The sequence below is a fragment of the Candidatus Marsarchaeota archaeon genome (genome assembly GCA_023485295.1).
In the GTDB taxonomy this organism is placed as follows: domain Archaea; phylum Micrarchaeota; class Micrarchaeia; order Micrarchaeales; family Micrarchaeaceae; genus Micrarchaeum_A.
In genome coordinates, this window is the sequence record JAMCZQ010000006.1 from 1 (window position 1) to 25,806 (window position 25,806).

A 25,806-nucleotide genomic window follows, 5' to 3' on the forward strand; every position below is an offset into this window, starting at 1 on the left:
GCCTGGGGAGTACGGCCGCAAGGTTGAAACTTAAAGCAATTGGCGGGGGAGCACACAAGGGGTGGATGCTGCGGTTTAATTGAATCCAACGTCGGAAATATTACCAGAAGCGACGGCAGGGTGAAGGTCAGACTGAAGATCTTACCTGACGAGCCGAGAGGTAGTGCATGGCGACCGTCAGCTCGTGGTGTGAACTGTCCGGTTAAGTCCGGTAAGTCTATGAGTGATGCAATGACACAAAAATTAAGGCTAACACCAGAAACAAGCTATATGCTTGGAATATACAGGTGCAATGCAGGAAAGCGCATTGAGCTTGCCTCAAGCGACGATGATATGATTGCGAGGTTCGCCAAGCTCGCTATGCAAGAGTTTGGCGTAGAGCCTAACAGGATACTCATCGAGAGCGAGGGCAGGCGCAAAAGGGCTTTCTTCTACAATTCCACATTAGTCAAGCGTTTTGAGAAAGCGCTTGAAAGAAGGCCGAATATATTCAAGTATGCTAACGCATACTCAGGCAGCTATTTCGCAGCGCTGTTCGACTGCATGGGCGGCAACGATGCAAAAGGCATCTTTATAAGCCGCCTTGACAGCGTTGACGAGGTGGTGCTTGAGAGGCTTAACATACATACGGAGAAGAGAGGCAGCAAGTCGTATTTCATTAATACTTCATCGTTTATCATGCTGATAAAAGAATACAGCCTTAAAATTGCGAGCATTGCTCATTGACCCGGAAACGAGCGAGACCCTTACTAACAGTTGCCATCTGTCTAGAGATAGGCAGAGCACCCTGTTAGGACCGCCTTCGTTTAAGGAGGAGGAAGGAGAGGGCGACGATACGTCAGTATGCTCTGAATCTTCTGGGCTACACGCGGCATACAAAGGTCGGCACAATGAGATGCAACACCGAAAGGTGAAGCTAATCCCCTAAAACCGGCCCAAGTTCGGATTGAGGGCTGAAACTCGCCCTCATGAAGCTGGAATCCCTAGTAATCGCTTGTCACTATCGAGCGGTGAATACGTCCCTGCTCCTTGCACACACCGCCTACCAAGCCACCCAAGTGAGGTCTTAGTGAGGCAGCGCCGCTGGCGTTTTCGAACTAAGGTTTCGCAAGGTGGGCTAAGGTATAACAAGGTATCCGTAGGGGAACCTGCGGATAGATCACCTCAACAATATAAGTGTGCGGGCCATATATCGGTACCTGCATAAATCCTCAAGACTGCAATTTTTGCTTCCCAGCGCGAGCCATTTTCTTTTTTCGAAACGTTTTTAGCTATTTAAAACAATAAATGCACGCAAGTGATAGAATGAACTTCTCAAAGCAGACGGACAATTTCCCGGAGACGTTTTACGCGTTCATAGAGATACCGCAGGGCAGCGGCATAAAGTATGAGTACAAGGAGGACCTCGAAGCGGTGGTTGTCGACAGGTTCCTTTTCACCTCGATGACGTATCCCACAAACTATGGATTTGCGCTTGGAACTAAGGGAAAGGACGGAGATCCCCTTGACGTGCTTGTAATGTCGCAGGTGCCGATATCAAGCGGCATGGTGATAAAAGTCAGGGCGATAGGCATCGCGGTGATGAGCGACGAGGAGGGCTCCGACAACAAGGTAATAGCCGTGCCTGTAGAAAAAGTTGATCCTTCGTTCGCTTCGTACAAGGACGCCCAGGACATACCTGAATTCATGAAGAACAGGATAAAGCATTTCTTCGAGCACTACAAGGAGCTTGAGAAGGGAAAATTCATGAAGTTCGAGAAGTTCGAGGGCAAGGAGGAAGCGATGAAAGAACTAAAGGAATCAAGAGTCTAAAGGGATTGAAGAACGCCATCTCCTATTTATTCTTTCTTTTCCAATTTGGCTTATGGCATTGGTTCTTTTCGTATGCAAGGAAAACACCTACAGGAGCCAGATTGCCGAAGCGTTGTTCAACAGCATGGCAAAGAGGGATTCGGCAATCAGCGCTTCAGGAGCAGAGCCGGCCAAAGAAATAAGCCACGATGCTATAATGCTACTCAAGAAAACGTATGGAATAGATATGAGCGGGCAGAAGCCGAAGATGCTCACGGAAAAGATGCTCAAGTCTGCCTCAAGGATAATAACAGTATGCGATCCCAAGGACTGTGTGCTTCTTCCTAAGAGTTACAACGCAGAGCACTGGAGCATACCTAAATTCGAAGGAATGAACGACGAAGAAAAGGAAAAGAACCTTAAAAATTTATATGAAAAGGTAAAGAAGTTGGTGAACGAGTTGGAAGCTGGTTCACCTTGATCGCGAAAGCTGCCCGTCCATTTCTACTGCAACACTGCAGTTTTTGTCCCTGCAGAAAGGCCTTGACCACTTCAGCAGCGGCAGCGCCGCCCTGTCCAGATCGCTGCCTTTGGCTGTAATAACGTAATGCACCGAATCGTTATCTTTGCGTATCAGCCCGTTGCTCTCCATCAGCTTTAATACATCAGCTAGGCCCTTTGGGCTTATCGGCGACAGCCTTTCCAAGAGTTGGTTATACCTTGAAGGGCCATAAACTGCTATGCTATTAAGCGCTATAAGAAGCCATTTCTTCGAGACCAGCGACAATGCTTCCTGTGCAGCGCATGCGCCTGAATTTTTCATTGCATCACCTTTCACTTTATAACTATAAAGTTTGTAGTTTAAATACCTTATTTGCTTATATTTAACAGTAGATTGCATGAACAGCTATGCGCAAGGCAGCAGTTTTGAAGCATTTGAAAGTACGACCGCAATCCTTAAGACGCTTAAAGTAAGGTTTCTGGCATTCTTCGCAGTTCTGTTCGTATTTTACTACGTCATTTTTTCATATTTCCATTTCGGCCTGGCGCTTTTCGGGATAGGCTATTATTTTTACTATATATTGGCATCTTCATTTGTGCTCTCAATACTTGCAGCTTTCTCCTTGGTCATAGGGCTTTATTCTCAAAAAGCCTTCAGTAGCGGCGCGAAGAGCAGCAGTAATGGTATTTATGCATTCATAATAAGCCTTGTGCCTTCCACAATGTGCTGCACCCCGGTCATACCTTCTATCCTTGTTGCAGTATTCGGATCAGGCGGCATTGCCCTCGCGTCAGGTGCAATACAAGGACTTCTTTCAGATTTTAGCCCTGTGTTCATAGTATTTGCAGCGCTGCTCCTTTATTATTCAATCTATGTTTCGTTAAAGAGGCTGAAGAAACCTTCGTGCAAATGTTAGCTGGTGAAAAAATGCAAAAAAAGAGAGTTATCTATGTATTTGCGGCAATATTAATTGCAATTGCTCTTGTATATTTCTTTGGGATAAATCGAAGCGCAGGAGCTTCGCAGTCGTTCATGCCGGCAGTGGGGGCAAAGGCTCCGAATTATTCCTTTATATACGCTTCTAATGGCACAGTGGCGAATGTTTCATCGTTGACAGGCAAGCCAGTGCTTCTTTGGTTTGTCGCAACGTGGTGCAGCGGATGCGCAGTAGGAAACGAAATGCTAAATGACAACATCAGTTACTTCAAAAATAAAGGCATAAATGTAATCGAAGTTGAGCTCTATAAAGACTTGGGATATAGCGGCGCACCCATAAACACATTCGTAAATGATTATGCGCCGGATGTGACTTCCTACAGCAACTTCAGAAGCGCCATTTCAGGTTATAACTTATCTCTTGCATACGATAAAGACGGTTATCTTGACATATATTATTTGATAGGACCAAATGGAAAGATACTTTACGAGAATGACGGCAGCCTTGCAGCCACGATGAAAAATCTTAAAAGTAAAATAAACTCCCTATCTAGTTCATTGTGATAAAACAGGTTTTATAAATGGAAAAATTCGACTATGCGATAATCGGGCAAGGAGCAGCTGCGTTCGCCGCAGCAATCAAAGCAAACGAGCTAGGTAAAAATACGGTAATGATAGGCAAGAATGCGACCGAAGGGGCAACGCTTGGAGGAACGTGTGTAAATGTAGGATGCGTGCCTAGCAAACGCATGATAACAGTTGCAAGATTCGCAAGAGAGCTGAAGGTCAAGCGCTTCAGAGGGTTCGACTATGATAAAGGCAGCCTGAAATACAAAGAGATAGTTCAGGAGAAAGATGACCTGGTAAAAGGATTCCACGAATCCAAATACGAGAACGTGATGGATTCGCTTGAAAAAGTCACCTATTTGAACGAGTTCGGCTCGCTACAGGGGGCTGGCAGGATAAAGGCAGGTTCCAAGGAGATTGAAGCAGGCAAGATACTGATAGCCACAGGGGCAAGGTCGTTCATACCGAAAGTCCAGGGCATTGAAACGGTAAAATGCCTGGACAACGAAAGCGCCCTGTCTCTAAAGGAGCTTCCGGAAAGCATGGTTGTCATTGGCGGCAGGGCAATAGGATTGGAATTCGCACAGATGTTCTCCATGTTCGGCACGAAGGTGACAGTATTGCAAAGGAGCCCTACAATACTCCCGAATTGGGAGCCTACGATATCAAAGCATTTGGACAAATACCTGCGAGATGACGGAATAGACATAAGAACCAATGTAGAGGTTAAATCCGTTGCTGGGAGTAGCGGCAGGACTGAAGTGAAAGCGCTGGTTAACGGCAAGGAAGAAAGCTTCGTTGCGGACAAATTGCTTATGGCTACAGGAAGAACGCCGAATACCGAAAAGCTAGGGCTAAAAAACGTAAACCTTGAGACTAATGATAAAGGTTTCATAAAAATAGACGGTATGATGCAGACAAACGTGAAGGGCATTTATGCGGCAGGTGATGTGACCGGCAATCCGATGCTTGAAACGCTTGCTGCCAAAGAGGGGAACATAGCTACGCAGAACATGTTCGGGAATAAGAAGGTGAAGATAGATTTAAACGAAGTTCCAAGCGCAGTGTTCACGGAGCCAGAAGCAGCAATGGTCGGCAGAACAGAGGAGCAAGTAATAAAGGACCTTAATAACTGCGGATGCAACGCACTTCCAATGGCGCTCGTTCCAAAAGCAGGCATAATATCTGATACAAGAGGTGTAATAAAAGTGGTAATAAACCCAAAAACGCATGAGATACTTGGAGCCCATATGCTTGGACACGGAGCTGCAGACCTTATACACGAAGCAGTAATGGCAGTAAAGTTCCATATGAAACTGGAAGACATAATAGACACGGTGCACGTATTTCCAACGATGAGTGAGGGATTCAAGCTTGCGTGCCAGTCGTTTTTTGCAGATGTATCCAAACAGAGCTGCTGCACGGTATAACTTGCACAAAGCTGGATGGAATTAATTTATACTTTGGCTGCTAAAATTGACTGTGATAGCATGGACGAGAATAAAAGCAGCCTTATTTCGATTATAGAAAAGTATAGGGACGACATGGTAAGCACTATGTCAAAGATGGTCTCAATACCTTCGATTTCGCCGATGAGCGACGGAAAGGGCGAAGGCGCAAGGGCTGATTTCCTTGAAGGAAAGCTCAAGGAATGGGGATTCGAAGTAAAGAGGTATGAGTATACCGATGAGACAAGCACAAAAAGGCCGAACCTTGTAGCTAGGCATGGGAATGCTCCAAGCACAGTATGGTTTGTGGCGCACATGGACACAGTCGCGCCAGGCGACAGGGCTTTGTGGCTTACCGATCCTTTCAAGGCTGAGATAAAGGAAGGCAAAATTTACGGCAGAGGAACCAATGACAATGGGCAGGACTTAATAGCGTCGATGTACGCGCTAAGGGCGCTCAAGGAATTTGGCAAGGAAACGGCCTTCAACATAGGCGTTGCATTGGTGGCGGACGAGGAACTCGGAAGCAGGTACGGTATACAGAAACTTTTGCAGGAGCAGGGAATATTCGGTGATAAAGACATGTTCGTAGTTCCAGACTATCTTAGCGAAGGAGGAGGCATGGTTGAAATAGCGGAAAAAGGCTCGCTTTGGCTGAGGATAAAGGTCAACGGGAAGCAGGTGCACGCGAGCACGCCTGCATTAGGGGTCAACGCCAACAGAAATGCATCCAAGCTCATAACCAAGATTGACGAGGTGCTGCACCAGAAGTACAATGCAACGGATGGGCTCTACCAGCCGCCGTATTCGACTTTCGAGCCTACAAAGAGGGAGAAAAACGTAGACAGCGTTAATATAATACCAGGTTCGGATGTTTTCTATTTTGATTGCAGAGTGCTGCCAAAATACAAGCTGGACGATGTGCTCAATGATGTCAGAGCCGTATGCAATTCGGATGAATTCAAAGCAGTTAAAGTAGAAATAGAAACGTTCAGCAGGGAGGATCCGGCCTCGCCCACAAGCATGGATTCTGATGTGGTGAAACGCCTTCTCAAAAGCATAAAAGAGGTAATGGGAGTCGAGGCAAAGCCCATGGGCGTAGGCGGAGGCACGTGCGCAGCATTCTTCAGGCATAAAGGATTCCCTGCGGTTGCTTGGGGCACCGAAGCGGAGGACATGGCACACCAGCCCAACGAATACTGCAGGATAGACGACATGGTAAACGATGCAAAGGTATTCGCCAACATGTGCTTATAAATTTTAGCGTGGCATTGCTTTATTTTATTAGCATGCCCTGGGCTATGCGCTTTGAGCCGCCGCCCCTGAATTCCTTTGCCTTTAGCTTAGCAAGGCTTGACTTAATGAATTCGCTTGCATCCTTTCCTGAATCGTTTCCTGATATGCATACCACGTTTCCAGATTTATTATGGAGTATTATTATCCTTGATGAATCAGTATCGACAACCTTTGTGGCGATCTGCCTAAGCATGTCGATGTCGTAATCCATTTCATAAATCATCGATTTTTCATTCGAGGATAGAAGCTTTTCCGCAGCCTGTGACACTTTCTCTGATTTCATTGATTCTATTGCGCTTTTATATTCAGAGAGCTGCTTGGACATCTGCGACAGCGTGTCTGTCAGCTTGGAGCTGTCGGTGCCGAGTATCCTTTCCGCTTCCAAAAGTTTTTCTTCCATAGAGTTTATGTGCTTGTATGATGCAAGACCAGCTACGTACTCAAGCCTGTCTATGCCGTCGTGTATCCTTTGTGAGCCTATTATTTTTATCGTTCCTATTATAGATTCTATGCCCATAGCGTGTATCCCGCCGCACGCTTCCGCGTCTATCATATTGCCCTCCATGTCGGTTATCTCCACAATCCTTGGCCGTGCTACAGGGATCCCATGGCCCTGGTATATTGAAAACCCGAATTTTGACTCGGCTTCATTCCTGTCCATCTCTTTCATGGTTACGCGTATCCCGTTCTGGAGGTATGAATTTGCTGTGGCTTCTATCTCTTTAATCTGCTTGTCGCTAAGCTTTTCATAATGCGCTATGTCTATATGCGCCTTTGCAACACCTTTGTGCGCACCTTCCTGCCAAGCATGCTTTCCTAGCACGCTTCTTGCAGCTGCGCTTATAAGGTGCGTAGCAGTATGGTGCGCTATAAGCTGCATCCTCCTTTTCCTGTCAACCAAGCAATGCACTTTCGAACCAACCTTGAAGTTGGGCCTTCCTTCAAGGAGATGTACTATCACGCCGTTCTGCGACTGCACATCCTTGACCTTTATGCCGTCAATTGTGCCGTGGTCAGCTTCCTGGCCGCCGCTTTCAGCATAGAACGGCGTCTTGTCCAGAACCACCATGTCAGAGCTGCACAGAAGCACCTTTGAATCAGATTCCAATGCGAAATTGTAGAAAAGCTTCTCGGTTTTCTTTATTCCGGAAACGTCAAGATCAAAACGGTCCTTTTTATTGGGCTTTTCTGTAAAATCGCCCTTTATTATGCTTGAGTACGAGCTTTCCGGAAGCTCAAGGGTAACGCCTCTTGAAGCTGCCACGCCGTTTACAAGGTCTGGAGTTATACCATTGCTCTCGTACAGCACCCTCATCCTTTCCGGAGTTATCTTTTCGTGCCTGTCTATTATCCCGTTTATCGTCTTTATTGCAGATGCCATCGTGTTTTCATAGCGCTCCTTCTCAACCCTGATTACGTCTTCTAGCTCATCTATGCTGCTGCTAAGCTCCGGATACATATGCGACATGGATTTTGCTATGATCTCCATGAGTTCCCTCATGTCGAAGCTCATGCGGTACCTTGAGCGGAAATCGAATATGCGCCTCAATATCACCCTGAGGTTGTAGCCACCCCCTACATTGCTTGGCAATGCGCCATCGGTTATGGCAAACAGCAGGGTTTTTGCATGGTCAGCTATGGCATATGCAGCTTGCATAGGCTTTATTATAGAAGTATACTCTTCCATGCTTATGCCTGCTGCCTTGGCTACTTTTAGTTCCACGTCTTCGAAGGATTTGCTCTCGCTGAGGTCTATCTTTCCGAATTGGCCTGCCACCTTTGAGTAAAGCGCTGTGTTCGGCCTTATGCCGCTTTCTTTATGGATATAGTCTAAGGCTTCCTTGAATACCTGGTCGTAAGCGGTCTGGGAACCGCTTTTGAACCATACTAGCCTCTCGAGCCCCCAGCCCACATCAACAACCTTCCCTGAAAGTTCGCGCCTCACCTCATTATTATACTCGAATTGTGTGAAGACGTTGTTGACCATTTCCAGGCCTCCGGAAAAGGCTTCGATACTTGGCCCAAACTCCGAGAAATCCCCCATAGCCCATACGTCTTCCACGTATGTCAGGTCCTTCTTTTTTACGCCGACGATTTTCGTAAGCACTTCGTAGTTAAGCTCCATCGTCCTGTCCCTCCAGTAGCCTTCCTTTGGGTAATTGAAGGCGGTCTGGCCTGCCATGATGAACGAAGTAAAGTGGCGCCCGGTAACCCCGACATTTGGTATGTCGTTAAACCTAAGGCACATCTGCGGCACTAGCAAAGGGTTTGCGTTGTATTCGAAGCTCATAACTCCGTTCTCTATCCTTTGGAAATCCTGTATGCTTGCAATTGTAAAATAAAGGTCCTGGCGCCACCTGCTTACGACAGGATAGCGCTCTATAACTGCGTGGCCGTTGTCCTCGAAGAATTTTGAGAATTTTGACCAGAATTTTTCAAGCGACACCTCTTCAGGGTCCTTTTTCATAAAACTGTATCCTTCATGTTCGGAATCCCCGCAGTATTCACGGCTTTCGTCAGCTGTCCAGAAGAATTTGCCGCAGCCCTTGCATTGCTTGCGAATAAAGCCTTCCCTTTCGAATAGTTTTGTGCTGTAATAGAGCTCTGGCTTCTCCGAAAATTCCTTCCTGAGCGATTCTTTGTCAAGCATTTCGATCACTTACAGTGTTTTTTGCCCGAACCACACTTTGCACTCTTTCCCGAAGAAAATGCAGTATTCGCATTTCCATTTTTCCTCATACGGCACCGGGAGGGCCTGCCTTTCGCCTTTCCAGTATTTTAGGGCGAAGTCTATGGTTCCGTTCAATTCTTCTTCGGTTATCCTGAATTTATAGTTGTCTATCCGCTTGCCAGTGTATTGGTTTATGTACCTGATTACCATGGTGTCGCTCAGGTGGCCTATGCTCCTGTATGCATTGAAGAATTTTTTGGTTATTTCTGCAAGATTCTGGGCAAGCTTGGCTATATTCAGTGCATCGAGCTGCCTTTCAAACTCTTTTGTGATGCTAAGCCTGTGTATGCCGTATTCCTTTGCAAAAATATCCTCGTTATAAGCGCCGGATATGATGTCTCCTAGCAGTTTTTTATAAAGGATCACCTGGGCCCTATGGGATCTGATCTGCGCTTCCGAAGGCATCTTGTCCGTGGCTCGCGTCTTATCCTCTATTATTACAACGCTCCCTCCTGATACGAGTAGCTCGTCCATCTTTCCTACTGTTTTGTAGCTTCCGAGGTTTCCATAAAGCAGCAGCTCCCTGGATTTCCTGTTCTTCTTAAGGGTCTCAAGCGCTTCATATGTTGTATAAAGGCTTTTGTACATGAAATCCGCATAGCTTTTCGGCTGCAGCACTATCGGTACGTTTGTTTCATTTTCCAGCTCTTCGTGTATCTCCTTCCCTTTTATTATCTCCCTTGTTATCTCTGGACCGTGGAGATAGTTTAGCTCCATCTGCTTTTCACACCAGTATTGCGCAGCTATGTCTGTTGCACGAATGCTTTTCTTTCCCAATCTTTGCAAAGCGTCCAATAAATCAGCCCGCCTACCTATCGTCATAGCCTTAGCTCAGCGATTACCTCAATCATCACATAAAGGTTTTCTGATTAAGGTTATAAATAGCTTTTGAATGCACAAAAGCAGTCACTTTTGCATGCGGGTCATGGCGATTTTGTATATTGCGTATAAGACTATGGCAAATGCGCCTATCGCAGCAAACGTTAATGCGATATGGCTTGTGGAAATCGCCTTCATCCCGAATATTATGAGGATTATGTCGTATATTCCAGTCCCTAGTATAGAGTATGCATAAAATTTTTTCTGGGACATTCTGGCAAAGCCGGCAGGGAAGCTCATTATGGTCCTCAATACAGGTATGAATCTTGTGAAAAATACTGAAGCGACGCCGTTTTTTTCAAACCATTTGTCAAATGCATCGAGCCTTTCCTGCTTTATGTGGAAAAGGCGCAGGTGCTTGTAGACTACGTCTTTGCCCAGGTAATAGCCTATATAGTAATCGACTGCCAGACCGCCTATGCTTCCTAAAAGCGCCGCTATATAAACAAGGAAGAAATTCATGGACCCGTTCGCCACAAAAAAGCCGGCCAAGGGCAAAACAACTTCACTTGGTACAGGCAATGACGAGCCCTCCATAAACATGAGCGCAAATATGCCAAAATAGCCGTAACCCTTGACTATGGCTACGACTTCTGATGAGGTGTGGCTTATAAGCGCGCCTATTGAGGCAAGTATTGAAAGTTCAATCATTTGTGCACCGCATGTTCTTATGCAACAGGGCATGGTATGGGGCGCGTCTTTACTATTTTAAAGAACGCAAGCTGGTTTGCATAGCTTGAATTTTCATAATATGCAAATAATCCAGAGCATAGGAACCCCGCAACTTCGCCTTTTTTTATTACTTCTGCAATTGCATTCGTTTGATTAAGCATTGCCTGAATATACCTGTATGAATATATCGTTATTGTCCCGTTCCTGTTTATTGATTTTAATGCAAAGTTGTAAAGACGCTGGTCTGGGCTGCATACAGCTGTAGTGCTGTTGTTTTCCGTGATGTAGGATTGGGTGCACGGGGCATACGATGCAAGCGAGCTGTTTGCAATCACATTCGTGGTGTTTGAGGTTATTCCTAAATTGTTTAGTGTAATGTTGATTGTAGAGCCATTCGGGCCTGTAGTGATGTTAAAGACTTTGTATATTTTAACTATGAACATCGCGCATGCTAGCCCAGGAAAGCAATATGGCGAGCTAGAGCCGTTGACTGTAATTGTGTACTTTGTCTGGGGCTTTAAGCCTGTAAATAACAGCTTGTACCTTGTATAGTTTGGGACTTGCAGCGTCTCGTTTGGCAGGACCGGACCAGTCACTTCGCCCCCTATGCCATATGTGGCTATGCCCAGGCTTACAGGCACAGTGGTGCTGTAGCCGCTGCCGTTCAGCGTTATTTTCATGCTGCTTGTCATATATTGCGATGGGATTATAAGCAGCGCTATGGAAGCGTAGCCATGCGGCTCTTGGCTCAGTACTGCTATTGCATGCTCGGAATTGTATAGTGCAAATGCGGTTACCATTAACGCTATTGCAAGCACTGCTACAAGCGCGACAAGCGCATACGCCATGTGTTTGTCGTAGTTATGGTTCTGATTGCCATGCATATTGATTCAGCCATTTAATTTATTTTGATTATTATATTTATACTATTAAAGCTTAATCCCCAAAGTAAGTGCAGTGCATATAATGAAGATGGTCAAGTTCTACCAGAATGAAGGCTTGATGAGGCTCAAGCTTGAAGGGACAGAGGATTTGTGGACCGCCCAAAGAATAATATTTTCAAACGACATAGTAAGGTCGAAGAGCTTGAGGCGCTTCAAAGCGAACGAAAGCGACACTGGCGAGCTTAAGGAGGTTGTAGTTTCCTTGCGCGTTGAAAAGACGGAGCTCGACAAGACCGCCATGAGGCTTCGCATAACAGGCAAGATAGTTGAAGGAAAGCCGGAGCAGTATATAAAGTTGAACAGTTACCACACTTTGAATGTTGCCTCATTGGATACCATAGATATAATCAAGCAGAAGTGGCCCGAATACCTTGTAGGCGTAGTTAAAGAGGCGGTAAAGGATACCAAGAAGCCAAGGCTCGGCATAATAGTGGTTGATGACGAAAAGGCTTTGCCGGCTTATCTTCTAGGGTATGGGGTTGAATTTAAAAGCGAGATTTACAGCAACCTGAGCAAGCGCATGAGTCAAAAGGATTTCCAGGAGCAGCAAAAAAAGTACTATGAAGCAGTGATAAATGCAATAGAGGGCATGGACGCAGAAAGCGTGATACTTGCCGGCCCAGGCTTCACGAAAGACGATATAAAATCGTATTTGGAAGCAAAGCAGGAGAGGATTGGTAAAAACATAATTTATATGCAAGCGAGCAATACGGAACGGTCAGGCATTTACGAAATAATAAAAAGCCCTGACGTGGCAAATCTGCTGCGGAGGGAGAGGATAAGGCACGAATTTATGCTTATGGAGGAATTCCTCAGGGGTCTTGCGGTCGGCACGTCTAAATACGGGCTAGCAGGAGTTAAGGATGCAATAGAAGCGTATCAGGCCACAATAGTACTTGTAAATGATTCTGTGCTAGGCGAACCGTCGATACAAAGCTTATTGGCTGCGGCAGAGGAAAAGCATTTGCGCATAGAGGTATTTAACTCTGGCGACGAGGTCGGGCAGCAGCTTGCGTCATTTAAGGAGATTGCCTCACTGGTCAGCATGTCACCATAGGTATTCTGCTTCCCTGATTGCTGCAGTGTAGTCGTTGTTGTAGAAATCCTGCAATATCCATTGTATGCCTGCGCTGGCCCAGTCATCAGGCGTGAGCTTGAAAATTTTCTTGTGCACCTTTTGGGCAAGCCACATAGTCGACTGCTTTCGCATTTTTGCCCCCCTGAAAAGGGATTTCGGAGGGTCTACCGAATCAAGCATGTTAAAGTTGCTTATCGCCTCTGACAGTGCCAAGCCTGACAGAAGACGGCCAGTATCTGATGCATCGATCTTAGATACTGCCAGGTCATGTTTATAGTAGTCAAGGAGCGGCAAAAAGCCATAGGCTTCAAAATCTTCATATCTTACGGCATTGGGCGAACCCTTAATGCCCACAATGAATCTCACTGCTGATTTCCTATTTGCCGGGTTGCTTGCAAAGTTGCTGTTCATGTACAATCCTGCAAGATGCTTCATCGACCCGCTGCTTATGCCTGTTGCACGTGCAGATATTACAGCCTCAAAAATATTAGGGTAGAATAAAAGCACAAACGATAAATTTTCATTCACAAGATCAGAGTTGTCCTGTATTATGCCGTTCCTCTTTTTAACAAGCCATAGTACGGCATCGTCAGCGGCGTCTTTGTTCCTGACGACAGACTTGCTCAGGGTTTTGAGGTCCCATATATGGAAATCCCTTTCTGGGTACGCATCCTGCAGTATCCTTAACATTGCTGGCGCAGATTTGACGCTTCTGGATGAATATGATTGAAAAAGGCTGAAAACTCCGAATTTAAGAAAATCATCGCTGCGCAAATCTATTGGATCGATTTGCAGCGTTTCAACCAGCTTTTTTATAACTTTTACCCTATCCTCCCTTGAGTTCCATTTGGTTTTGGGTTTATACCTGTCGTTATCAACATGCATGTATCCTTCATGCTCTAGCCAGCGCATGAAATTCAGCTTGGCATTTTTATCGTCAGTGCGCAGCATGCCGGAATTCGGAGCGCGCAGCACATTCTGTTCCTTGCTTATTGTCATAAAACCGCGAGAATTTGTGTGCTATATTAGATATTTATTAGTATGCTATTTTATTCCTTGCAATAGGCGTACTTGTACATAAGCTTTAAATATTATTCTGCATCTCTAAACTTAAGAACAAAAAGCGAGAACGCTTTTATAGAAGCAGCAAATGATATATGGTGTGATAATGCAAGCTGGGCTACTCTGGAATGTTTCAAGAGTCTCATCCTTTGTTGGTAGCTGCAGCATTACAGATCCAATAATTAAGTACACACCATTGAATCATCTGGCTGCATAAACCTCTTTAAAAAATTTTTGGGTGGTTTATGTGCGCCAGATGGTAGATAGTAGGTATGAGAATTATGAAAGGCTTACTCAGCGTGAGCAGCTGATCATAGTCGAAATAGGGGCCGACAAGATAGACAGCGCCAGCAGTTTCGTTATTTACATGAGCGAGGCTTATGGCATATCAAAGAGTTCGGTTTGGTATGCGCTGAACAGGCTGAAGGAGCGCAGGCTGGTAGATTTCGCAAGTAAGGACGATCCTGGAAGGCAGCTTGCGCTTACTGAGCAGGGGAATGCTGTGCTCCACAAACTTGCGGGGATGAGAAATAGGCTCTTGGAGAGCTATGCGACTGCATACTTGAATGGGAATGGGATTGTTACAGACAGAGTGTATAAGGAGTTTAGTAGCGTGCCAGGGCATTAAATGCCCTGGCCTGCCAACTAGACACTGCCCTTAGCTAAAGCTTTGCACCTTCAGCATTCAGCAAAGCGCGCTTTGCCTTTTTGCCGCCTGCTGCAGAGTAATTTCCTATGTCTCCGTTGCTTCTTATCACCCTGTGGCACGGCACTGCTGGAGCAAATGGATTTTTAGCCAGGGCGCTGCCCACTGCCCTGTAGGCCCTTGGATGCCCTATCATGATCGCTATTTCCTTGTATGTGCGCGTTTGGCCTTTAGGTATGGTCGCAGTCGCTATAAGAACGCTTTTCTGAAATTCCGTAAGGCCTGACCTTGAAAGCATTGCCGTAATGCGCTTATTCATTTTATGCACCCTGCGCATAGAATTAATGCATATAATTAATATTATCCTTTGCATTATTAATTTATGATGAGAGCATGAAGGACAAAAATTTTAATGTCTGGCTTGACGGCAAACTTGTGCCTTACGGATCTGCGGTTGTGCCCATATTAACGCATTCGTTGCAGTATGGATCAGGCATCTTTGAAGGGATAAGGTCTTACAGCACCCCTAAAGGCGCTGCAATATTCAGGTTGCCGGAGCATTTAAAGCGCTTCATGCAGACTGCAAAAATTTACTCCATGGATTTAAACCGGACTGAACGCGAACTGGCCGACGCGATCAAAAGCGTAATACGCTCGAATAAACTAGAGCAGTCTTATATAAGGCCTTTTGCGTTCTATAACGAGGATGAGATAGGCATAAACGCTTATGGCAAGAAGGTAAGCGTTTTTATTGCTGCAGTGCCGTTTGGAAAATATTTCGGGAGCGGCATGGATAAGGGGATAAGGTGCAAGGTTTCTTCATGGCGCAGGATAAATTCCGAAATACTCCCAGTAAGGGCCAAGGCGAGTGGTAATTACATTAATTCAATAATCGCCAGCAACGAGGCGAAGGCCGCTGGCTTCGACGAAGCGATACTATTATCTGGCGAGTATATAGCCGAGGGCCCTGGGGAAAACATATTTCTGGTACGGGACGGCAAGCTATTCACTCCTAACCAGGAATCAGACATACTGCTGGGCATAACAAGGTATACCCTAATCACCATAGCTCGAGATTTGGGGATAGAGGTTGTGGAATCCAAATTGCACAGGGAGGAGCTTTATACTGCAGATGAAGTCTTTTTTTCCGGAACGGCTGCAGAAATAACTCCGATAACAAGCGTAGACGGCATACCTGTAAGCGATGGGAAGGTCGGGCCGATAACAAAGAAACTGGCAGCTGCATATATGAACGTAGTAACAGGCAAAGATAAGAAATATGCAAAATGGCTCACGTTTGCTTGAGCTTTTCAAAGGAGCTTCAAGCCTCTGGTAAAAACGTCTATTTCGCCGCTTTTCCATGGGCCTATGCCTAAGGCTGTCTTGCTTCCTTTCGGAACTTCCGTTAGCCCGGCGTCAGTTACAAGTGCGCATGGGACCTTTTTGAATTTAAACGCATTATACAGCTTTATTAGCGCTTCCTCATTGCTTACCTTCAGCACTATCTTTTTTTCTCCGGTTTCAAGCCACTCTTTTGCCAGCTCCGGGTCCTGCCTTTCGGCTTCAAAATAGCTCATAAGCGATGCGTGGGCTGCTTGCGCGGCTATCTTGCCCTTGCTCATCTCTAGGTCTAAGCGCACGATTATTGCCTGCTTGAGCTCCTCTTCCAATGCAACACCATTGTTTTTAATTATTCACGGCTATTTTTATATTGGTTGCTGTACATCATTATCTGCAATGCATTTGTGGCCTTGGCCAGTGGTGTTCTTGTGTCTGTATTGGTATTCCTATATTCGCTATTTATATATCCGATAATTTACATATTCCCTGCCTACGCGGCAAATGGCGCGCCGGTGCTGTTTGGTGGTGGGAAGCCCCTTGATTTCAAGGCCAAAATAAGGAATAGAAGGGTCTTTGGAGACCACAAGACAATCAGAGGAACGGTCTCAAGCTTCTTGGCAGGCATAGCTATCGGCCTTATAGAATATCCGTTCCTTCATTACATGCTCCCTGTGGCCATACTCTTGACGGTAGGGGCTAACTTCGGCGACCTGCTCGGCAGCTTTATAAAAAGGCAATTGGGAATTGGTTCAGGGCGCAGTTTTCCTGTAATGGACCAGTATGGCTTTTTTGTATTTGCTGTGATATTCGCGTATGTTTTCAAACCTGGCGTATTTCCCGCACCGCTAGGCTTTCTATTCCTAGTCGTATTGACAGGGCTGATGCACGTGCTCACAAACAGGGGCGCTTATAAACTGAAGCTTAAGGAAGTTCCATGGTAGTTGCACAGGAGCGCGCAGATAAATTAAGTATATAAACCTGAATAGCAATAACTTAATCGATGTAATTGCTTTATTGCACAAAAGCGGATACAAAATGGCTACGACAAAAGATGCGCGGAGCGCCAGGGTTCAGCAGATAATAAAGCAAACTCATAGGGTGCCTATATGGGTTTATAGGTTAAAAGACATAGTGCTCAGGATTACAGAAAACAATAACTTTGTAGACGCCCTGTTAATTGCTGCTGCTTTCCTGCTTATAGCGTATGTATTCCCGTTTTACCCGTATCTGCTGGCTTTGCTGGTTCTGGTATTCTTGTTTGCATCTACGGAATACCACCCATTCCTAGGATTTATATTTTTCATGCTAGCAATACTTCCGATCTTCATATACCAAACTCCTGCGCTGGCATGGATATTTTTGTTCATACTCAGCTTTTCGCTTGTTTATGGCTACATGCATTATAGGACGATAATTTTTACTTATATACTTATAGCGGCATCCCTGTCGCTGCTGGGCTTTATTGTGGCCATACCTGCAGCGATATTCGCAATACTCACTGTAGGATTCAAAAGAGCATCAATAATGTTCATCCTTGTGATATTGGGTGTCGCAGCATTTTCCGGCACTACCGGCTTGAACGCCGTAGGCATTACTTCGTATAATGGCGCTGCGCACTACGCAAAGATTTCCGCGGGAAACGCGAACCTGCTAACCAACCTTAAGCTCGGGCAGCTTTCGCTAGTCAATTTCGTGCCGGCTTTTTCCAAATCAATAAACCTCTTCCTCTCTTCTGCAGCAATGGGCAGCATCGACAATACGTTTGTAATATTGGTCGGGGCCATAACTTCGGAGCTTTCATACCTCATAGCGCTGCCTATTGCGATACTGGCTGCATTTGTTATAGAATATTTGGCAATAAACAGCAGGTCTAAGTACAAAGGGAGCAAGGCGAGCCTTGCCGGAATAATATTCCCAGTAGGATACGAGATAGTTGCATACTTCCAAGGCTCTGGAATAAGCCCCTTTCCGTTCATTGGATTTGCCATTGCGCCTCTCCTCCTTGTAGTGATGGAGCTATATAACGTGCACGTTGTCAAGGCTCTTGATGTTAAAAAGCAGGATACCAGGATGAAATTCGGCGAAGCGTTTGAGGATCTGCAGCAGGGCAATGTACACGAAACGTTTGATGACATAGGCAACTATGAAAATACAAAGGAGGAGCTGAAGGAAGCCGTAATTGGCCCGCTCGAGAAGCACGGCATATCAAGGGCCTATAACATAAAGCCGCTGAAGGGGCTGCTGTTTTTCGGACCGCCGGGAACCGGAAAAACGATGATGATGAGGGCATTAGCAAATGAGATACATGCTAACTTTTTCTATGTAAAGGCGACAAACCTCATATCGGCATACACAGGCGAATCAGAGAAGCTTGTGAGCAACATATTTGCAACTGCAAAAAAGAATACGCCGTGCATATTGTTTATTGATGAAATAGATTCAATTGCACAGAGCCGCGAAGGCGAAATAGATGAAACGCACAGGCATGCATTGTCGCAGCTTCTTGTAGAGCTTGACGGATTCCAGAGGCTGGACAATGTTATCGTTGTTGGTGCAACCAACGCACCAGACAAGCTTGACCCTGCAATACTGAGGCCAGGTAGGATGGACAGGGCGATATACATGCAGCTGCCAGACTTCAATGGCAGGAAGAAGATTTTTGAAATTTATTTGAAGGGCTTGCCGCTTGCAAGCGATTTGGATCTTGACAAGATTGCAGAAAGCACACCAAGGTACTCAGGAGCCGATATAAAAGCGGTATGCGAAAGCGTTGCACAGATTGTCGCACAAGAGGCTGCAAACGAACACAAGATACTTGAGATAACTATGGACGACATACTAAGTGTGATTAGGGCGACAAAGCCTTCAACGTCTCTTGCGCAGATAGAAAAGTATAATAGGTTCAAGATAGATTTCGAAAGGCGCATGGGAAACGAAACGAATGCCAAGAATGATTCTGACGAAGTAACAATGGACAAGGTGATTGGCCTAGATTCAGCTAAAAAGGCGATAGTTGAAGCCATACAGCTGCCGCTCATGCATCCTGACCTTTTGGACAAATATGACATAAAGACAATAAACGGCATGCTATTGTTCGGGCCTCCAGGAACCGGAAAGACGATGCTTATGAGGGCTGTAGCTAACGAACTGAACGGCGTCACAATGCTTGAAATAGACGCGCCGGCATTGCAGGAGGAAGGCGTTGAAAACGCTAACAAGAAGATAAAGGAGATATTCTATAGGGCTATGGAAAACAAGCCTGCAATAATATTCATAGACGAAATTGACGGGCTTGTGGTGAACAGGCAGGGGGCCAGCGAGTTAAGTGCGCAGATAACGACTGAAGTGCTTAAGGACATGGACAGCCTAAAGAAAATGAACGATGTGATTGTAGTAGGCGCAACAAACAGACCTGACGTTCTTGACCCTGCAATACTGAGGCCCGGGAGGTTCGACAAACTGGTTTTCGTTAAGCCTCCGGATGCTGATTCCAGGGCAAAAATATTCGATGAATATCTTGAAAAGGCGCCGAAGGAAAACGATATAGACACGAAGAAGCTTGCGGACATGACGCCTAACTTCACTGGCGCCGACATCGCAAATGTATGCAGAGAAGCAAAGACCATGGCACTGCATAGGGCCATAAAAAGCGGAAGCGAATCCAAGATTTCCATGAGCGACCTTCAGACAGTTATAGGCAACATGAAACCTTCAGCGCCAGACATCGTAATGAGCAGGTATCTGGCGTTTTATTCAAAATACGGCCAGCGGTAATGCATGCACATTGTTCAGTGCTTTTCGGAACTGGCATTGCCTTGCAGTTCCGGCATGCATTCTATTTCCGTCTCTTTTGTACATTCTATTACAAAATGCCTGAGATCTATGCTTATGTTGCTTATTCGTACAATAGCCTGAGTCCGGCATTTGAGAAGCTTAAGCCGTGCGCTTTGCTTTTTGTATAAGATTATCGGTATCTGCTCCTTGCGCCCGATGAACATTATTGCCTTGGGCTTTCGGTTATTGAATTTTATCCCATCAACTTCCTCGTTTATTGCGTATATGCTGTCTTCTATCGAAACGCTTCCCAAGTAAAATTTGCATATGTATTTTGCAGCAAGAGCATTATCCCTTCCCAGATCGAAAAGCCCTCTGACTGCGTCGGCATTAATTACAGGCCAGGCAAGGCTTTTGCCGTATTTATCTTCAAGCCATGCCTTGACATTTCTTGCAGCGCTTTTTGAAAGCATTCCGTCGAAATAGTCTATCGTGTCGCCCAAATCCTGCATGGTATTGATTGCGCTTTACCTAATTAAGATTTTCCCAAAAAGCGCTTTTATTACAATTCCTGCACATATCCAGTGCAGGCTTTATATCAGCTGGCTTGCTACTGCAGCAGGCAAACTGCGCTTTTTTAGTTGGATGGGCGCTGCAACACGAACCCCTAATTATTGAAAATCTTTATATACTTTCGATTTAAATGCTTTTTAATTTTTAAGGGCCCGTAACTCAGTTTGGCCAGAGTGGGAGGCTTTTAACCTCTAAGTCGTGGGTCCAAATCCCACCGGGCCCGCCTTTTCTCGGAGAATGCAGAAAGGTGTAAGAATATGGATTGCAATTTATTTCTGTGGTTTTATGGATGGCAAAAAATTCAAATTCAGCGAGACTGCATTGGTCATCATTGATCTTCAGAAAGGTATTGCTGCGTCCGGGGCGGAGACCAAGCCCAATAAAACATCAACAGTGATTGCAAATGCAGCAAGGCTTGCAGCAAAGTTCAGGGAGCAAAAGGCACCTGTGTTCTTGGTGCATGTATCTTCTATAGACGGCAAGGACATGCTTAACCCTGTTGTAGACAATACTCCTAATTGGGGTGGGGCAAGGCCTGCGGACTGGGACGCATTTGTACCTGAGCTTAATGCACAGAGGAACGACATAATAATAACGAAAAGGCATTGGGGCGCATTTCACGGGACAGAACTTGACCTGCAGCTACGCAGAAGGGGAATCAGGAACATAGTGCTCTGTGGCATAGCCACCAACATGGGAGTTGAGTCGACAGCAAGGGAGGCGTACCAATATGGGTATAACCAGATATTTGCTGAAGACGCAATGGGCGCAATGAGCAATGAAGAGCACGACGCTACAGTAAAAAACATATTTCCAAGGATTGGGCTTGTAAGGAAGACGAACGAAGCGTTGGCTATGCTTTCCTGAATGCAGCAGCGCAGGCGTGCGCTTGAAAGCTGAAAGAACATGAGCGCCGGGGGTGGGAATCGAACCCACGAAGGCTTATTCGGCCAAACAGCTTAGCAGGCTGCCGCCCTTTAGAGTGTTTTAACATACCTCTAGGCGACCCCGGCACGAGTATTTTTTATCAACGCACTAATTTAAATATAGTGGCGGAAGCCGGCCCTGCCATTTGGCCTTTTGCTGCGTTTGCCATACTTTGACTCAGCCCTGTATCCTTGGAGCGTAGCTTAATTGCACGCTAATCGCAGTATGCTTAAGGTTGCTCCTTCCGGCCTGGCCTGGTTCACATACCAAGCTACCGCCGAGGGCATGACCTCATAGTTTCCGCATGGGCGCAACAAAAAGCCGAACGACTCAACCGGCATTGGCTCGCCTGAAAGGGATTTGCGAACGGGAAACCCTTAGCTTCCCCGCCTATCCGCCAAAAGTATATTTGATAAAGACTTATAAATAGGTTTGTTGATTATTATCAATTGACCTCTGCGCAATACTGCAAGGCGTGCCATACAATATATTAAATATTTTTTATACGTTATTATCTATGGCTTCTTAGAGATATTGGTGATTTAATAAACGACGAAGAATACGAAAGATTGCTTGACAGGGCCCTGTCAAAATTGCCTGTTCTTGAAACTGAAAAGTCGGATTTCGTGATACCGAAAGTAGACTCAATAGTACAGGGAAACAAAACGATAATCAGGAATATAGGGGCAATTGCCGACAAGGCTCGCAGAAATGTCCAGGATATAGCCAGGTACATAAGCAAGGAGTTCGGAGTTCCGGTTGGAATGGAAGAACAGAGGCTAGTAATCACAGGCAGGTTTTCAGCTGACGACCTTGACAAACGCATAGCTAGATACTTTGAGATTTATGTGATTTGCAGGGAGTGCCATAAACCGGATACGCATCTGGAAAATGCCGGCAGGGGCATGTTTTATATCGTATGCGAGGCTTGTGGAGCGCGATACGGGGTAAAAAGTTACTGAGATGCATAGAATGGGAAGAAATGACGGAAGAATGCATGACAGCAGGCGCGGGGCGCCAGTAACACATTCTACGAAGCTGCCTTCCGATGGCGAGGTCGTTGGGAAGGTGACAAAGCTTGTTGGCGCAACCAGATTCGTAGTTGACTGCAGCGACGGCAATCAGCGCATTTGCATAATACCAGGAAGGCTAAGGAGGATGTTCTGGATAAAGGAAAACGATGTTGTACTTGTAAAACCGTGGATAGTCCAGACGAACGAAAGGGGAGACATAATATGGCGATACAGCCTTATGGACATAGGAAGGCTTAAGGAGAAGGGCTATATAAATTAATAGTTAATGCTTGTGCAGTGTTTAATTGGGGGGTCAGATGCAGACACTTAATGACCTGATGAAGGAATCAAAGATATTTGCAAAGCGCGAAGTCCTTTCGCCCCATTATACCCCTGAAAAACTTGTGTTCAGGGAGAGAGAGATAAACAGCATAGAAAGGGCAATAGCCCCTGCGCTCAAGGGCGAAAGGGGAAGAAACCTGTTTATTTATGGCCGCACAGGGACCGGAAAAACCACCTGCACAAAGTATGTCATAAACGAGATAAAAGAGATTCCAAACACAAAGGCCAAAGTGTCATACATAAACTGCAGGCTATACAATACGAGATTCAGGGTATTCAACAAGATAATAGCAGACCACATGCCAAACTATGCACGCAGGGGCTACGGGACCGTAGACCTGTACGAAAAGCTTACCAATTGGATAGAAGAGGACAACAAGATATTGATGCTTGCGCTCGATGAGATAGATATGATAAAGGATCTTGATGATCTGGTCTACACAATGACGCGAATAAACAGCGACATAAGGTATGGGGGCGTTGCACTCATAGGCATATCGAACAAGGTTTCTTTCAAGGAGGAGCTTGACCCAAGAAGTCTTTCGGCGCTATACGAAAGCGAGCTTGTGTTCCCGCCATATTATTCGGACGAGATATATGCAATAATAAAGGATAGGGCTGCTGCGGGCTTTAAACGGGGTGTTATCAGCGACGACATACTTCATTTTATTGCGGCTGCAGCCGCAAAGGAGGGCGGAGATGCAAGGCTGTCGCTCAAAGTCCTCTCGAAGTGCGGCGAACTTGCTGAAGAAAGCAACGCAGATAAGATAACCATGGAAGAAGCTGAGAAGGCAGCGAAGATAGCAGAGAGCGAGATCGTTTATGAGTCAATTTCATTCCTGCCTGAGCACCAGAAGCTTGTGCTTTATTCCATTGTTCTTCTTGCGCAAAGCGGCGGTTCCTATAAAAAGCTTACAGACGGGATAGACACCTACCTGTTCAGCGGGGAAGTCTACAACCGCTATAAATCAATAGCCGAAAGCCTAAAAAAGGCCCCGAAGAGCGAGAGATGGTACAGGAACTACATATCAGAGCTTGAAACCCAGGGCCTGATCGCATCGTTTGACTCCGGCAGAGGCATACGGGGGCATACGAAATTGATCAAGCTGTTATATCCGACACAGAAGACACGCAGCATACTTGAGAAGGACATCTTCGGGCTTGAGCCTGACGGTGCTGCGGCTGCCGGGCAAACTTAGATATTTATGATGCAGTTTTTTGACGCAGTGAAATTTAATCCTGGACAGCATAGTGGACTCGACGCAAAGCTCGGATTCGGCCGCATATACGTTGGCGGATCTGATTTTAGGCTTGTGGGAGCGCAGCCAGGACAGGCAAAAGGCGCAGTAATTGAATTCAAAGGCAATGAAAACGCAGCTGCATGCATTAGGAACGGTGCAAAGGCCATAATTCCAGCAGAACCGGACATGTGGATTAAGCATAAGTTTGAGTTCGGATTGCTTAGGGAGTTCGACTGCGCTATCCTCATAGCAGCAAGCGTGCTGGAGAATGCAAATGGTTTCTACAGGCCTAAAGTCTTGTACAGCATATCCAAAATAATTAAGGCGGCACGGGCTTCAAAGGCAGACATAGGGCTCATAAGCCTAGCGTCAAGGCCTGAAGAGCTGCTTTCAAGCATGCAGCTCCTTGAGATCGGGATGCTTGTAGGGCTGAGCGAGCTCGAGGCAAAGACTGCATTGTCAAAGGTCAACCGTAAAGCGCTGGTGTAAAAATGATATCAGAAAAGCACAGGTACCTGCTTGTCGAATCCACTGCACAGATTTCAGGAAGCAGCTACGATTTTGAGAAGAAGCTTAAAAAGGCCATAATTGCAGTAGTTGGGCAGCTTGAATATGCTGAGGTAAACCCAAGGCTGCTGAACATAGTTGATGACAGGCATTTCGTAGTCAAATGCAATCTCAAAGGCTACAAAAGGCTTATCGTCGCCTTGGCGCTGATAAAGGACATGGAAGGATTGAGCTTCGGGCTTTACACGCTGAAAAGTTCCGGGACTTTGAGGGCGCTCCTAAAGGGATTTGGCACTGGAATGGCTTCTGGCTAGAATATCTCCCCTGCCACGCTGGTTATTCCGCCTTCCATGTTAAAGCTTTCAATGCCGTGCTTGTTCTTTAGGTGGTTTACGATGAATGCAGATGTGTTGCCGTGGTAGCATACGAATACGTGCCCTTCCAGCTTCCTTGCCTTATCAGCTTCCATTGTCAATATTTCCATTGGATCCAGCGAAATCATGCTCGACTCTTCAACCCCTATAAGCCTGCATATGTAATCCGCAGGCTCGCTGCCGAGCCATATGAATTTTACGCCCTCAGCGCCAACAAGCTCTTTCGCTTTTTCAAAACTTATGTCGCCCATCTAAACACCGCTGCATTGTTTTGGCACAGATAGCTCTAAAAACTTATTACACCAAATATATGTAAAGTTGAATGTGCCAACAAGTTTAAATACCATATTTTGCGCACAGGCCGTGTAGTTTTGTTTATTTTTCTAACCAACATATTTAAAATCAAGTAAAATAGAATAAAAGCAGTTTGCTTTATAGATATGGTGAAAATATGTACCCAAATATACAGGCATATGATAGAGGAGTGATGTTCAGTCCGGATGGCAGACTATTCCAAGTTGAATATGCAAAAGAAGCAGTTAGAAAGGGCGCAACTTCCATAGGGATGGTTGTTGCTGAAGGAGTAGTTTTTGTGGCACACAAGAACATAGTAGAGCCGCTGATAATACCAAGCACAGTGCAAAAAATATTCAAAGTTGACTCTTTTATAGGCACGACGTACAGCGGGCTTGTGGCAGACGGACTGCACGTAGTCAACATGATGCGCTCGAAAACGCAGACGCACAGGATGGTTTATGATGAAACAGAATCTGTAGAAACGATCTCCAGGGAGATATCAGAAGAAATGCAGATGGCAACGCAGTATGGCGGGCTGAGGCCTTATGCGGTTTCTTTGCTCGTAGGCGGGATCGACACCGAAAACAGACTTTTTGAAGTGGAGCCCGGAGCCTCATTTTCAGGATACAAAGCGGATGCAATAGGGGCAGGGAAAAAGGTAGCAGAAGAGATCCTTATTAAAGAATACAACGAAAACATGAAGATGAATGACGCAATAGCATTAGGCGTGCGAATACTGCAAAAGATAAATGAGAAGAAGCTGTCCCCTGATAACGTTGACGTTTCCGTGATAACAAGGGCAAAGGGGTACGTTCCTTTGACAGGCAAGGAAATAAGCTCTTTTGTATGACATGCAAGTGGTTAA

General features: G+C 45.7%; 28 protein-coding genes, 2 tRNA genes and 1 rRNA gene. 20 read left to right on the forward strand and 11 right to left on the reverse strand.

Translation table 11 applies throughout. The annotated features are described in order from the left end of the window. From M1125_02700 to M1125_02710, 3 genes are all read left to right on the forward strand, one after another. A 16S ribosomal RNA gene (locus tag M1125_02700) occupies positions 1-1,168 on the forward strand; the annotation flags it as partial. Between the two features lie 137 nt (positions 1,169-1,305). Further along, positions 1,306-1,812, forward strand: a complete 507-nt coding sequence (gene ppa, locus M1125_02705; GenBank protein MCL5404723.1) for an inorganic diphosphatase — start codon at positions 1,306-1,308, stop codon at positions 1,810-1,812. A 52-nt stretch (positions 1,813-1,864) separates the two neighbouring features. After that, a complete protein-coding gene (locus tag M1125_02710; GenBank protein ID MCL5404724.1) occupies positions 1,865-2,272 on the forward strand; it encodes a low molecular weight phosphatase family protein in 408 nt (135 codons plus the stop codon). Here the strand turns inward: M1125_02710 and M1125_02715 are convergent. Further along, positions 2,264-2,614 carry a helix-turn-helix transcriptional regulator gene (locus M1125_02715; protein ID MCL5404725.1) on the reverse strand — a complete coding sequence of 117 codons (351 nt, stop codon included), beginning with the start codon at positions 2,612-2,614 and terminating at the stop codon, positions 2,264-2,266. The two genes, M1125_02710 and M1125_02715, sit on opposite strands and share 9 nt — an antisense overlap. Before the next feature lie 76 nt (positions 2,615-2,690). On the opposite strand from M1125_02715, the gene M1125_02720 reads away from it, so the two are divergent. From M1125_02720 to M1125_02735, 4 genes are read left to right on the forward strand one after another with little or no spacing between them, the layout of a single operon-like run. Further along, positions 2,691-3,209 (forward strand): hypothetical protein, encoded by a 519-nt coding sequence (locus tag M1125_02720; GenBank protein MCL5404726.1) that lies wholly within the window; start codon positions 2,691-2,693, stop codon positions 3,207-3,209. Positions 3,210-3,220: 11 nt separating this feature from the next. Next, positions 3,221-3,793, forward strand: coding sequence for a redoxin domain-containing protein (locus tag M1125_02725; protein ID MCL5404727.1), 573 nt, complete (start codon positions 3,221-3,223; stop codon positions 3,791-3,793). A gap of 17 nt (positions 3,794-3,810) precedes the next feature. Beyond that, the gene (gene merA, locus M1125_02730; protein MCL5404728.1) at positions 3,811-5,226 is read left to right on the forward strand and encodes a mercury(II) reductase; all 1,416 of its coding nucleotides are present in this window, start codon (positions 3,811-3,813) and stop codon (positions 5,224-5,226) included. 60 nt (positions 5,227-5,286) lie between these two features. After that, entirely contained in the window at positions 5,287-6,501 is a 1,215-nt protein-coding gene (locus M1125_02735; protein MCL5404729.1) for a M20 family metallo-hydrolase, read from the forward strand. 19 nt (positions 6,502-6,520) lie between these two features. On the opposite strand, the gene alaS is transcribed toward M1125_02735, so the two are convergent. From alaS to M1125_02755, 4 genes are all read right to left on the reverse strand, one after another. After that, entirely contained in the window at positions 6,521-9,190 is a 2,670-nt protein-coding gene (alaS, locus tag M1125_02740) for an alanine--tRNA ligase (protein ID MCL5404730.1), read from the reverse strand. Positions 9,191-9,199: 9 nt separating this feature from the next. Further along, positions 9,200-10,066, reverse strand: a complete 867-nt coding sequence (locus tag M1125_02745) for an exonuclease V (protein MCL5404731.1) — start codon at positions 10,064-10,066, stop codon at positions 9,200-9,202. A 111-nt stretch (positions 10,067-10,177) separates the two neighbouring features. Next, a complete protein-coding gene (locus M1125_02750; protein MCL5404732.1) occupies positions 10,178-10,801 on the reverse strand; it encodes a DedA family protein in 624 nt (207 codons plus the stop codon). Between the two features lie 17 nt (positions 10,802-10,818). Beyond that, positions 10,819-11,706, reverse strand: coding sequence for a hypothetical protein (locus tag M1125_02755; protein MCL5404733.1), 888 nt, complete (start codon positions 11,704-11,706; stop codon positions 10,819-10,821). 82 nt (positions 11,707-11,788) lie between these two features. Here M1125_02755 and M1125_02760 point away from each other — a divergent pair, with 82 nt between their 5' ends. Beyond that, on the forward strand, positions 11,789-12,823 hold the full coding sequence (locus tag M1125_02760; GenBank protein MCL5404734.1) for an mRNA surveillance protein pelota: 1,035 nt from the start codon (positions 11,789-11,791) through the stop codon (positions 12,821-12,823). Here M1125_02760 and M1125_02765 read toward each other — a convergent pair. Next, a complete protein-coding gene (locus tag M1125_02765; protein ID MCL5404735.1) occupies positions 12,815-13,843 on the reverse strand; it encodes a hypothetical protein in 1,029 nt (342 codons plus the stop codon). The two genes, M1125_02760 and M1125_02765, sit on opposite strands and share 9 nt — an antisense overlap. 319 nt (positions 13,844-14,162) lie before the next feature. On the opposite strand from M1125_02765, the gene M1125_02770 reads away from it, so the two are divergent. Beyond that, positions 14,163-14,534, forward strand: a complete 372-nt coding sequence (locus M1125_02770) for a hypothetical protein (GenBank protein MCL5404736.1) — start codon at positions 14,163-14,165, stop codon at positions 14,532-14,534. Positions 14,535-14,568: 34 nt separating this feature from the next. Here M1125_02770 and M1125_02775 read toward each other — a convergent pair whose 3' ends face one another. Beyond that, positions 14,569-14,871, reverse strand: coding sequence for an MGMT family protein (locus tag M1125_02775; GenBank protein MCL5404737.1), 303 nt, complete (start codon positions 14,869-14,871; stop codon positions 14,569-14,571). A 74-nt stretch (positions 14,872-14,945) separates the two neighbouring features. Between M1125_02775 and M1125_02780 the strand changes: the two genes are divergently transcribed. Continuing rightward, positions 14,946-15,857, forward strand: coding sequence for a branched-chain amino acid transaminase (locus tag M1125_02780; protein ID MCL5404738.1), 912 nt, complete (start codon positions 14,946-14,948; stop codon positions 15,855-15,857). A 5-nt stretch (positions 15,858-15,862) separates the two neighbouring features. On the opposite strand, the gene pth2 is transcribed toward M1125_02780, so the two are convergent. Beyond that, on the reverse strand, positions 15,863-16,222 hold the full coding sequence (gene pth2 / locus M1125_02785) for a peptidyl-tRNA hydrolase Pth2 (protein MCL5404739.1): 360 nt from the start codon (positions 16,220-16,222) through the stop codon (positions 15,863-15,865). A gap of 99 nt (positions 16,223-16,321) precedes the next feature. Here pth2 and M1125_02790 point away from each other — a divergent pair, with 99 nt between their 5' ends. Together M1125_02790 and M1125_02795 are read left to right on the forward strand one after the other, a co-directional pair. After that, positions 16,322-16,834 carry a CDP-2,3-bis-(O-geranylgeranyl)-sn-glycerol synthase gene (locus M1125_02790; GenBank protein ID MCL5404740.1) on the forward strand — a complete coding sequence of 171 codons (513 nt, stop codon included), beginning with the start codon at positions 16,322-16,324 and terminating at the stop codon, positions 16,832-16,834. A 94-nt stretch (positions 16,835-16,928) separates the two neighbouring features. Further along, positions 16,929-19,667, forward strand: a complete 2,739-nt coding sequence (locus M1125_02795; GenBank protein ID MCL5404741.1) for an AAA family ATPase — start codon at positions 16,929-16,931, stop codon at positions 19,665-19,667. A gap of 14 nt (positions 19,668-19,681) precedes the next feature. Here M1125_02795 and M1125_02800 read toward each other — a convergent pair whose 3' ends face one another. After that, positions 19,682-20,179, reverse strand: a complete 498-nt coding sequence (locus tag M1125_02800; protein ID MCL5404742.1) for a hypothetical protein — start codon at positions 20,177-20,179, stop codon at positions 19,682-19,684. A 209-nt stretch (positions 20,180-20,388) separates the two neighbouring features. Between M1125_02800 and M1125_02805 the strand changes: the two genes are divergently transcribed. Both M1125_02805 and M1125_02810 read left to right on the forward strand, forming a co-directional pair. Next, a tRNA-Lys gene (locus tag M1125_02805) sits at positions 20,389-20,463 on the forward strand. A 62-nt stretch (positions 20,464-20,525) separates the two neighbouring features. After that, positions 20,526-21,107 carry a hydrolase gene (locus tag M1125_02810; GenBank protein MCL5404743.1) on the forward strand — a complete coding sequence of 194 codons (582 nt, stop codon included), beginning with the start codon at positions 20,526-20,528 and terminating at the stop codon, positions 21,105-21,107. Positions 21,108-21,151: 44 nt separating this feature from the next. On the opposite strand, the gene M1125_02815 is transcribed toward M1125_02810, so the two are convergent. Next, a tRNA-Ser gene (locus M1125_02815) sits at positions 21,152-21,253 on the reverse strand. Positions 21,254-21,736: 483 nt separating this feature from the next. Between M1125_02815 and M1125_02820 the strand changes: the two genes are divergently transcribed. The 5 genes from M1125_02820 to M1125_02840 are packed head-to-tail and all read left to right on the forward strand — an operon-like array spanning position 21,737 to position 24,584. Further along, positions 21,737-22,129, forward strand: coding sequence for a translation initiation factor IF-2 subunit beta (locus tag M1125_02820; GenBank protein ID MCL5404744.1), 393 nt, complete (start codon positions 21,737-21,739; stop codon positions 22,127-22,129). 10 nt (positions 22,130-22,139) lie between these two features. Continuing rightward, on the forward strand, positions 22,140-22,460 hold the full coding sequence (locus M1125_02825) for a translation initiation factor eIF-1A (protein ID MCL5404745.1): 321 nt from the start codon (positions 22,140-22,142) through the stop codon (positions 22,458-22,460). Positions 22,461-22,497: 37 nt separating this feature from the next. Beyond that, a complete protein-coding gene (locus tag M1125_02830; GenBank protein ID MCL5404746.1) occupies positions 22,498-23,721 on the forward strand; it encodes an AAA family ATPase in 1,224 nt (407 codons plus the stop codon). 9 nt (positions 23,722-23,730) lie between these two features. Next, a complete protein-coding gene (locus M1125_02835) occupies positions 23,731-24,252 on the forward strand; it encodes a hypothetical protein (protein MCL5404747.1) in 522 nt (173 codons plus the stop codon). Positions 24,253-24,254: 2 nt separating this feature from the next. Then, complete coding sequence (locus tag M1125_02840; protein MCL5404748.1) at positions 24,255-24,584, forward strand: Rpp14/Pop5 family protein; 330 nt, start codon at positions 24,255-24,257, stop codon at positions 24,582-24,584. On the opposite strand, the gene M1125_02845 is transcribed toward M1125_02840, so the two are convergent. After that, positions 24,581-24,895 carry a rhodanese-like domain-containing protein gene (locus M1125_02845; GenBank protein MCL5404749.1) on the reverse strand — a complete coding sequence of 105 codons (315 nt, stop codon included), beginning with the start codon at positions 24,893-24,895 and terminating at the stop codon, positions 24,581-24,583. The genes M1125_02840 and M1125_02845 overlap by 4 nt on opposite strands. Before the next feature lie 200 nt (positions 24,896-25,095). On the opposite strand from M1125_02845, the gene M1125_02850 reads away from it, so the two are divergent. After that, entirely contained in the window at positions 25,096-25,791 is a 696-nt protein-coding gene (locus M1125_02850) for an archaeal proteasome endopeptidase complex subunit alpha (GenBank protein MCL5404750.1), read from the forward strand. The last annotated feature ends 15 nt before the right edge of the window (positions 25,792-25,806 follow it).

Excerpts from the sequence above, each read along its gene's own strand:
- ppa (MCL5404723.1), top strand. The coding sequence starts at position 1,306 with ATGAACTTCTCAAAGCAGACGGACAATTTCCCGGAGACGTTTTACGCG.
- M1125_02710 (MCL5404724.1), top strand. The coding sequence starts at position 1,865 with ATGGCATTGGTTCTTTTCGTATGCAAGGAAAACACCTACAGGAGCCAG.
- M1125_02715 (MCL5404725.1), bottom strand. The coding sequence starts at position 2,614 with ATGAAAAATTCAGGCGCATGCGCTGCACAGGAAGCATTGTCGCTGGTC.
- M1125_02720 (MCL5404726.1), top strand. The coding sequence starts at position 2,691 with ATGAACAGCTATGCGCAAGGCAGCAGTTTTGAAGCATTTGAAAGTACG.
- M1125_02725 (MCL5404727.1), top strand. The coding sequence starts at position 3,221 with ATGCAAAAAAAGAGAGTTATCTATGTATTTGCGGCAATATTAATTGCA.
- merA (MCL5404728.1), top strand. The coding sequence starts at position 3,811 with ATGGAAAAATTCGACTATGCGATAATCGGGCAAGGAGCAGCTGCGTTC.
- M1125_02735 (MCL5404729.1), top strand. The coding sequence starts at position 5,287 with ATGGACGAGAATAAAAGCAGCCTTATTTCGATTATAGAAAAGTATAGG.
- alaS (MCL5404730.1), bottom strand. The coding sequence starts at position 9,190 with ATGCTTGACAAAGAATCGCTCAGGAAGGAATTTTCGGAGAAGCCAGAG.
- M1125_02750 (MCL5404732.1), bottom strand. The coding sequence starts at position 10,801 with ATGATTGAACTTTCAATACTTGCCTCAATAGGCGCGCTTATAAGCCAC.
- M1125_02755 (MCL5404733.1), bottom strand. The coding sequence starts at position 11,706 with ATGCATGGCAATCAGAACCATAACTACGACAAACACATGGCGTATGCG.
- M1125_02760 (MCL5404734.1), top strand. The coding sequence starts at position 11,789 with ATGAAGATGGTCAAGTTCTACCAGAATGAAGGCTTGATGAGGCTCAAG.
- M1125_02765 (MCL5404735.1), bottom strand. The coding sequence starts at position 13,843 with ATGACAATAAGCAAGGAACAGAATGTGCTGCGCGCTCCGAATTCCGGC.
- M1125_02770 (MCL5404736.1), top strand. The coding sequence starts at position 14,163 with ATGGTAGATAGTAGGTATGAGAATTATGAAAGGCTTACTCAGCGTGAG.
- M1125_02775 (MCL5404737.1), bottom strand. The coding sequence starts at position 14,871 with ATGAATAAGCGCATTACGGCAATGCTTTCAAGGTCAGGCCTTACGGAA.
- M1125_02780 (MCL5404738.1), top strand. The coding sequence starts at position 14,946 with ATGAAGGACAAAAATTTTAATGTCTGGCTTGACGGCAAACTTGTGCCT.
- M1125_02795 (MCL5404741.1), top strand. The coding sequence starts at position 16,929 with ATGGCTACGACAAAAGATGCGCGGAGCGCCAGGGTTCAGCAGATAATA.
- M1125_02800 (MCL5404742.1), bottom strand. The coding sequence starts at position 20,179 with ATGCAGGATTTGGGCGACACGATAGACTATTTCGACGGAATGCTTTCA.
- M1125_02810 (MCL5404743.1), top strand. The coding sequence starts at position 20,526 with ATGGATGGCAAAAAATTCAAATTCAGCGAGACTGCATTGGTCATCATT.
- M1125_02825 (MCL5404745.1), top strand. The coding sequence starts at position 22,140 with ATGGGAAGAAATGACGGAAGAATGCATGACAGCAGGCGCGGGGCGCCA.
- M1125_02830 (MCL5404746.1), top strand. The coding sequence starts at position 22,498 with ATGCAGACACTTAATGACCTGATGAAGGAATCAAAGATATTTGCAAAG.
- M1125_02835 (MCL5404747.1), top strand. The coding sequence starts at position 23,731 with ATGCAGTTTTTTGACGCAGTGAAATTTAATCCTGGACAGCATAGTGGA.
- M1125_02840 (MCL5404748.1), top strand. The coding sequence starts at position 24,255 with ATGATATCAGAAAAGCACAGGTACCTGCTTGTCGAATCCACTGCACAG.
- M1125_02845 (MCL5404749.1), bottom strand. The coding sequence starts at position 24,895 with ATGGGCGACATAAGTTTTGAAAAAGCGAAAGAGCTTGTTGGCGCTGAG.
- M1125_02850 (MCL5404750.1), top strand. The coding sequence starts at position 25,096 with ATGTACCCAAATATACAGGCATATGATAGAGGAGTGATGTTCAGTCCG.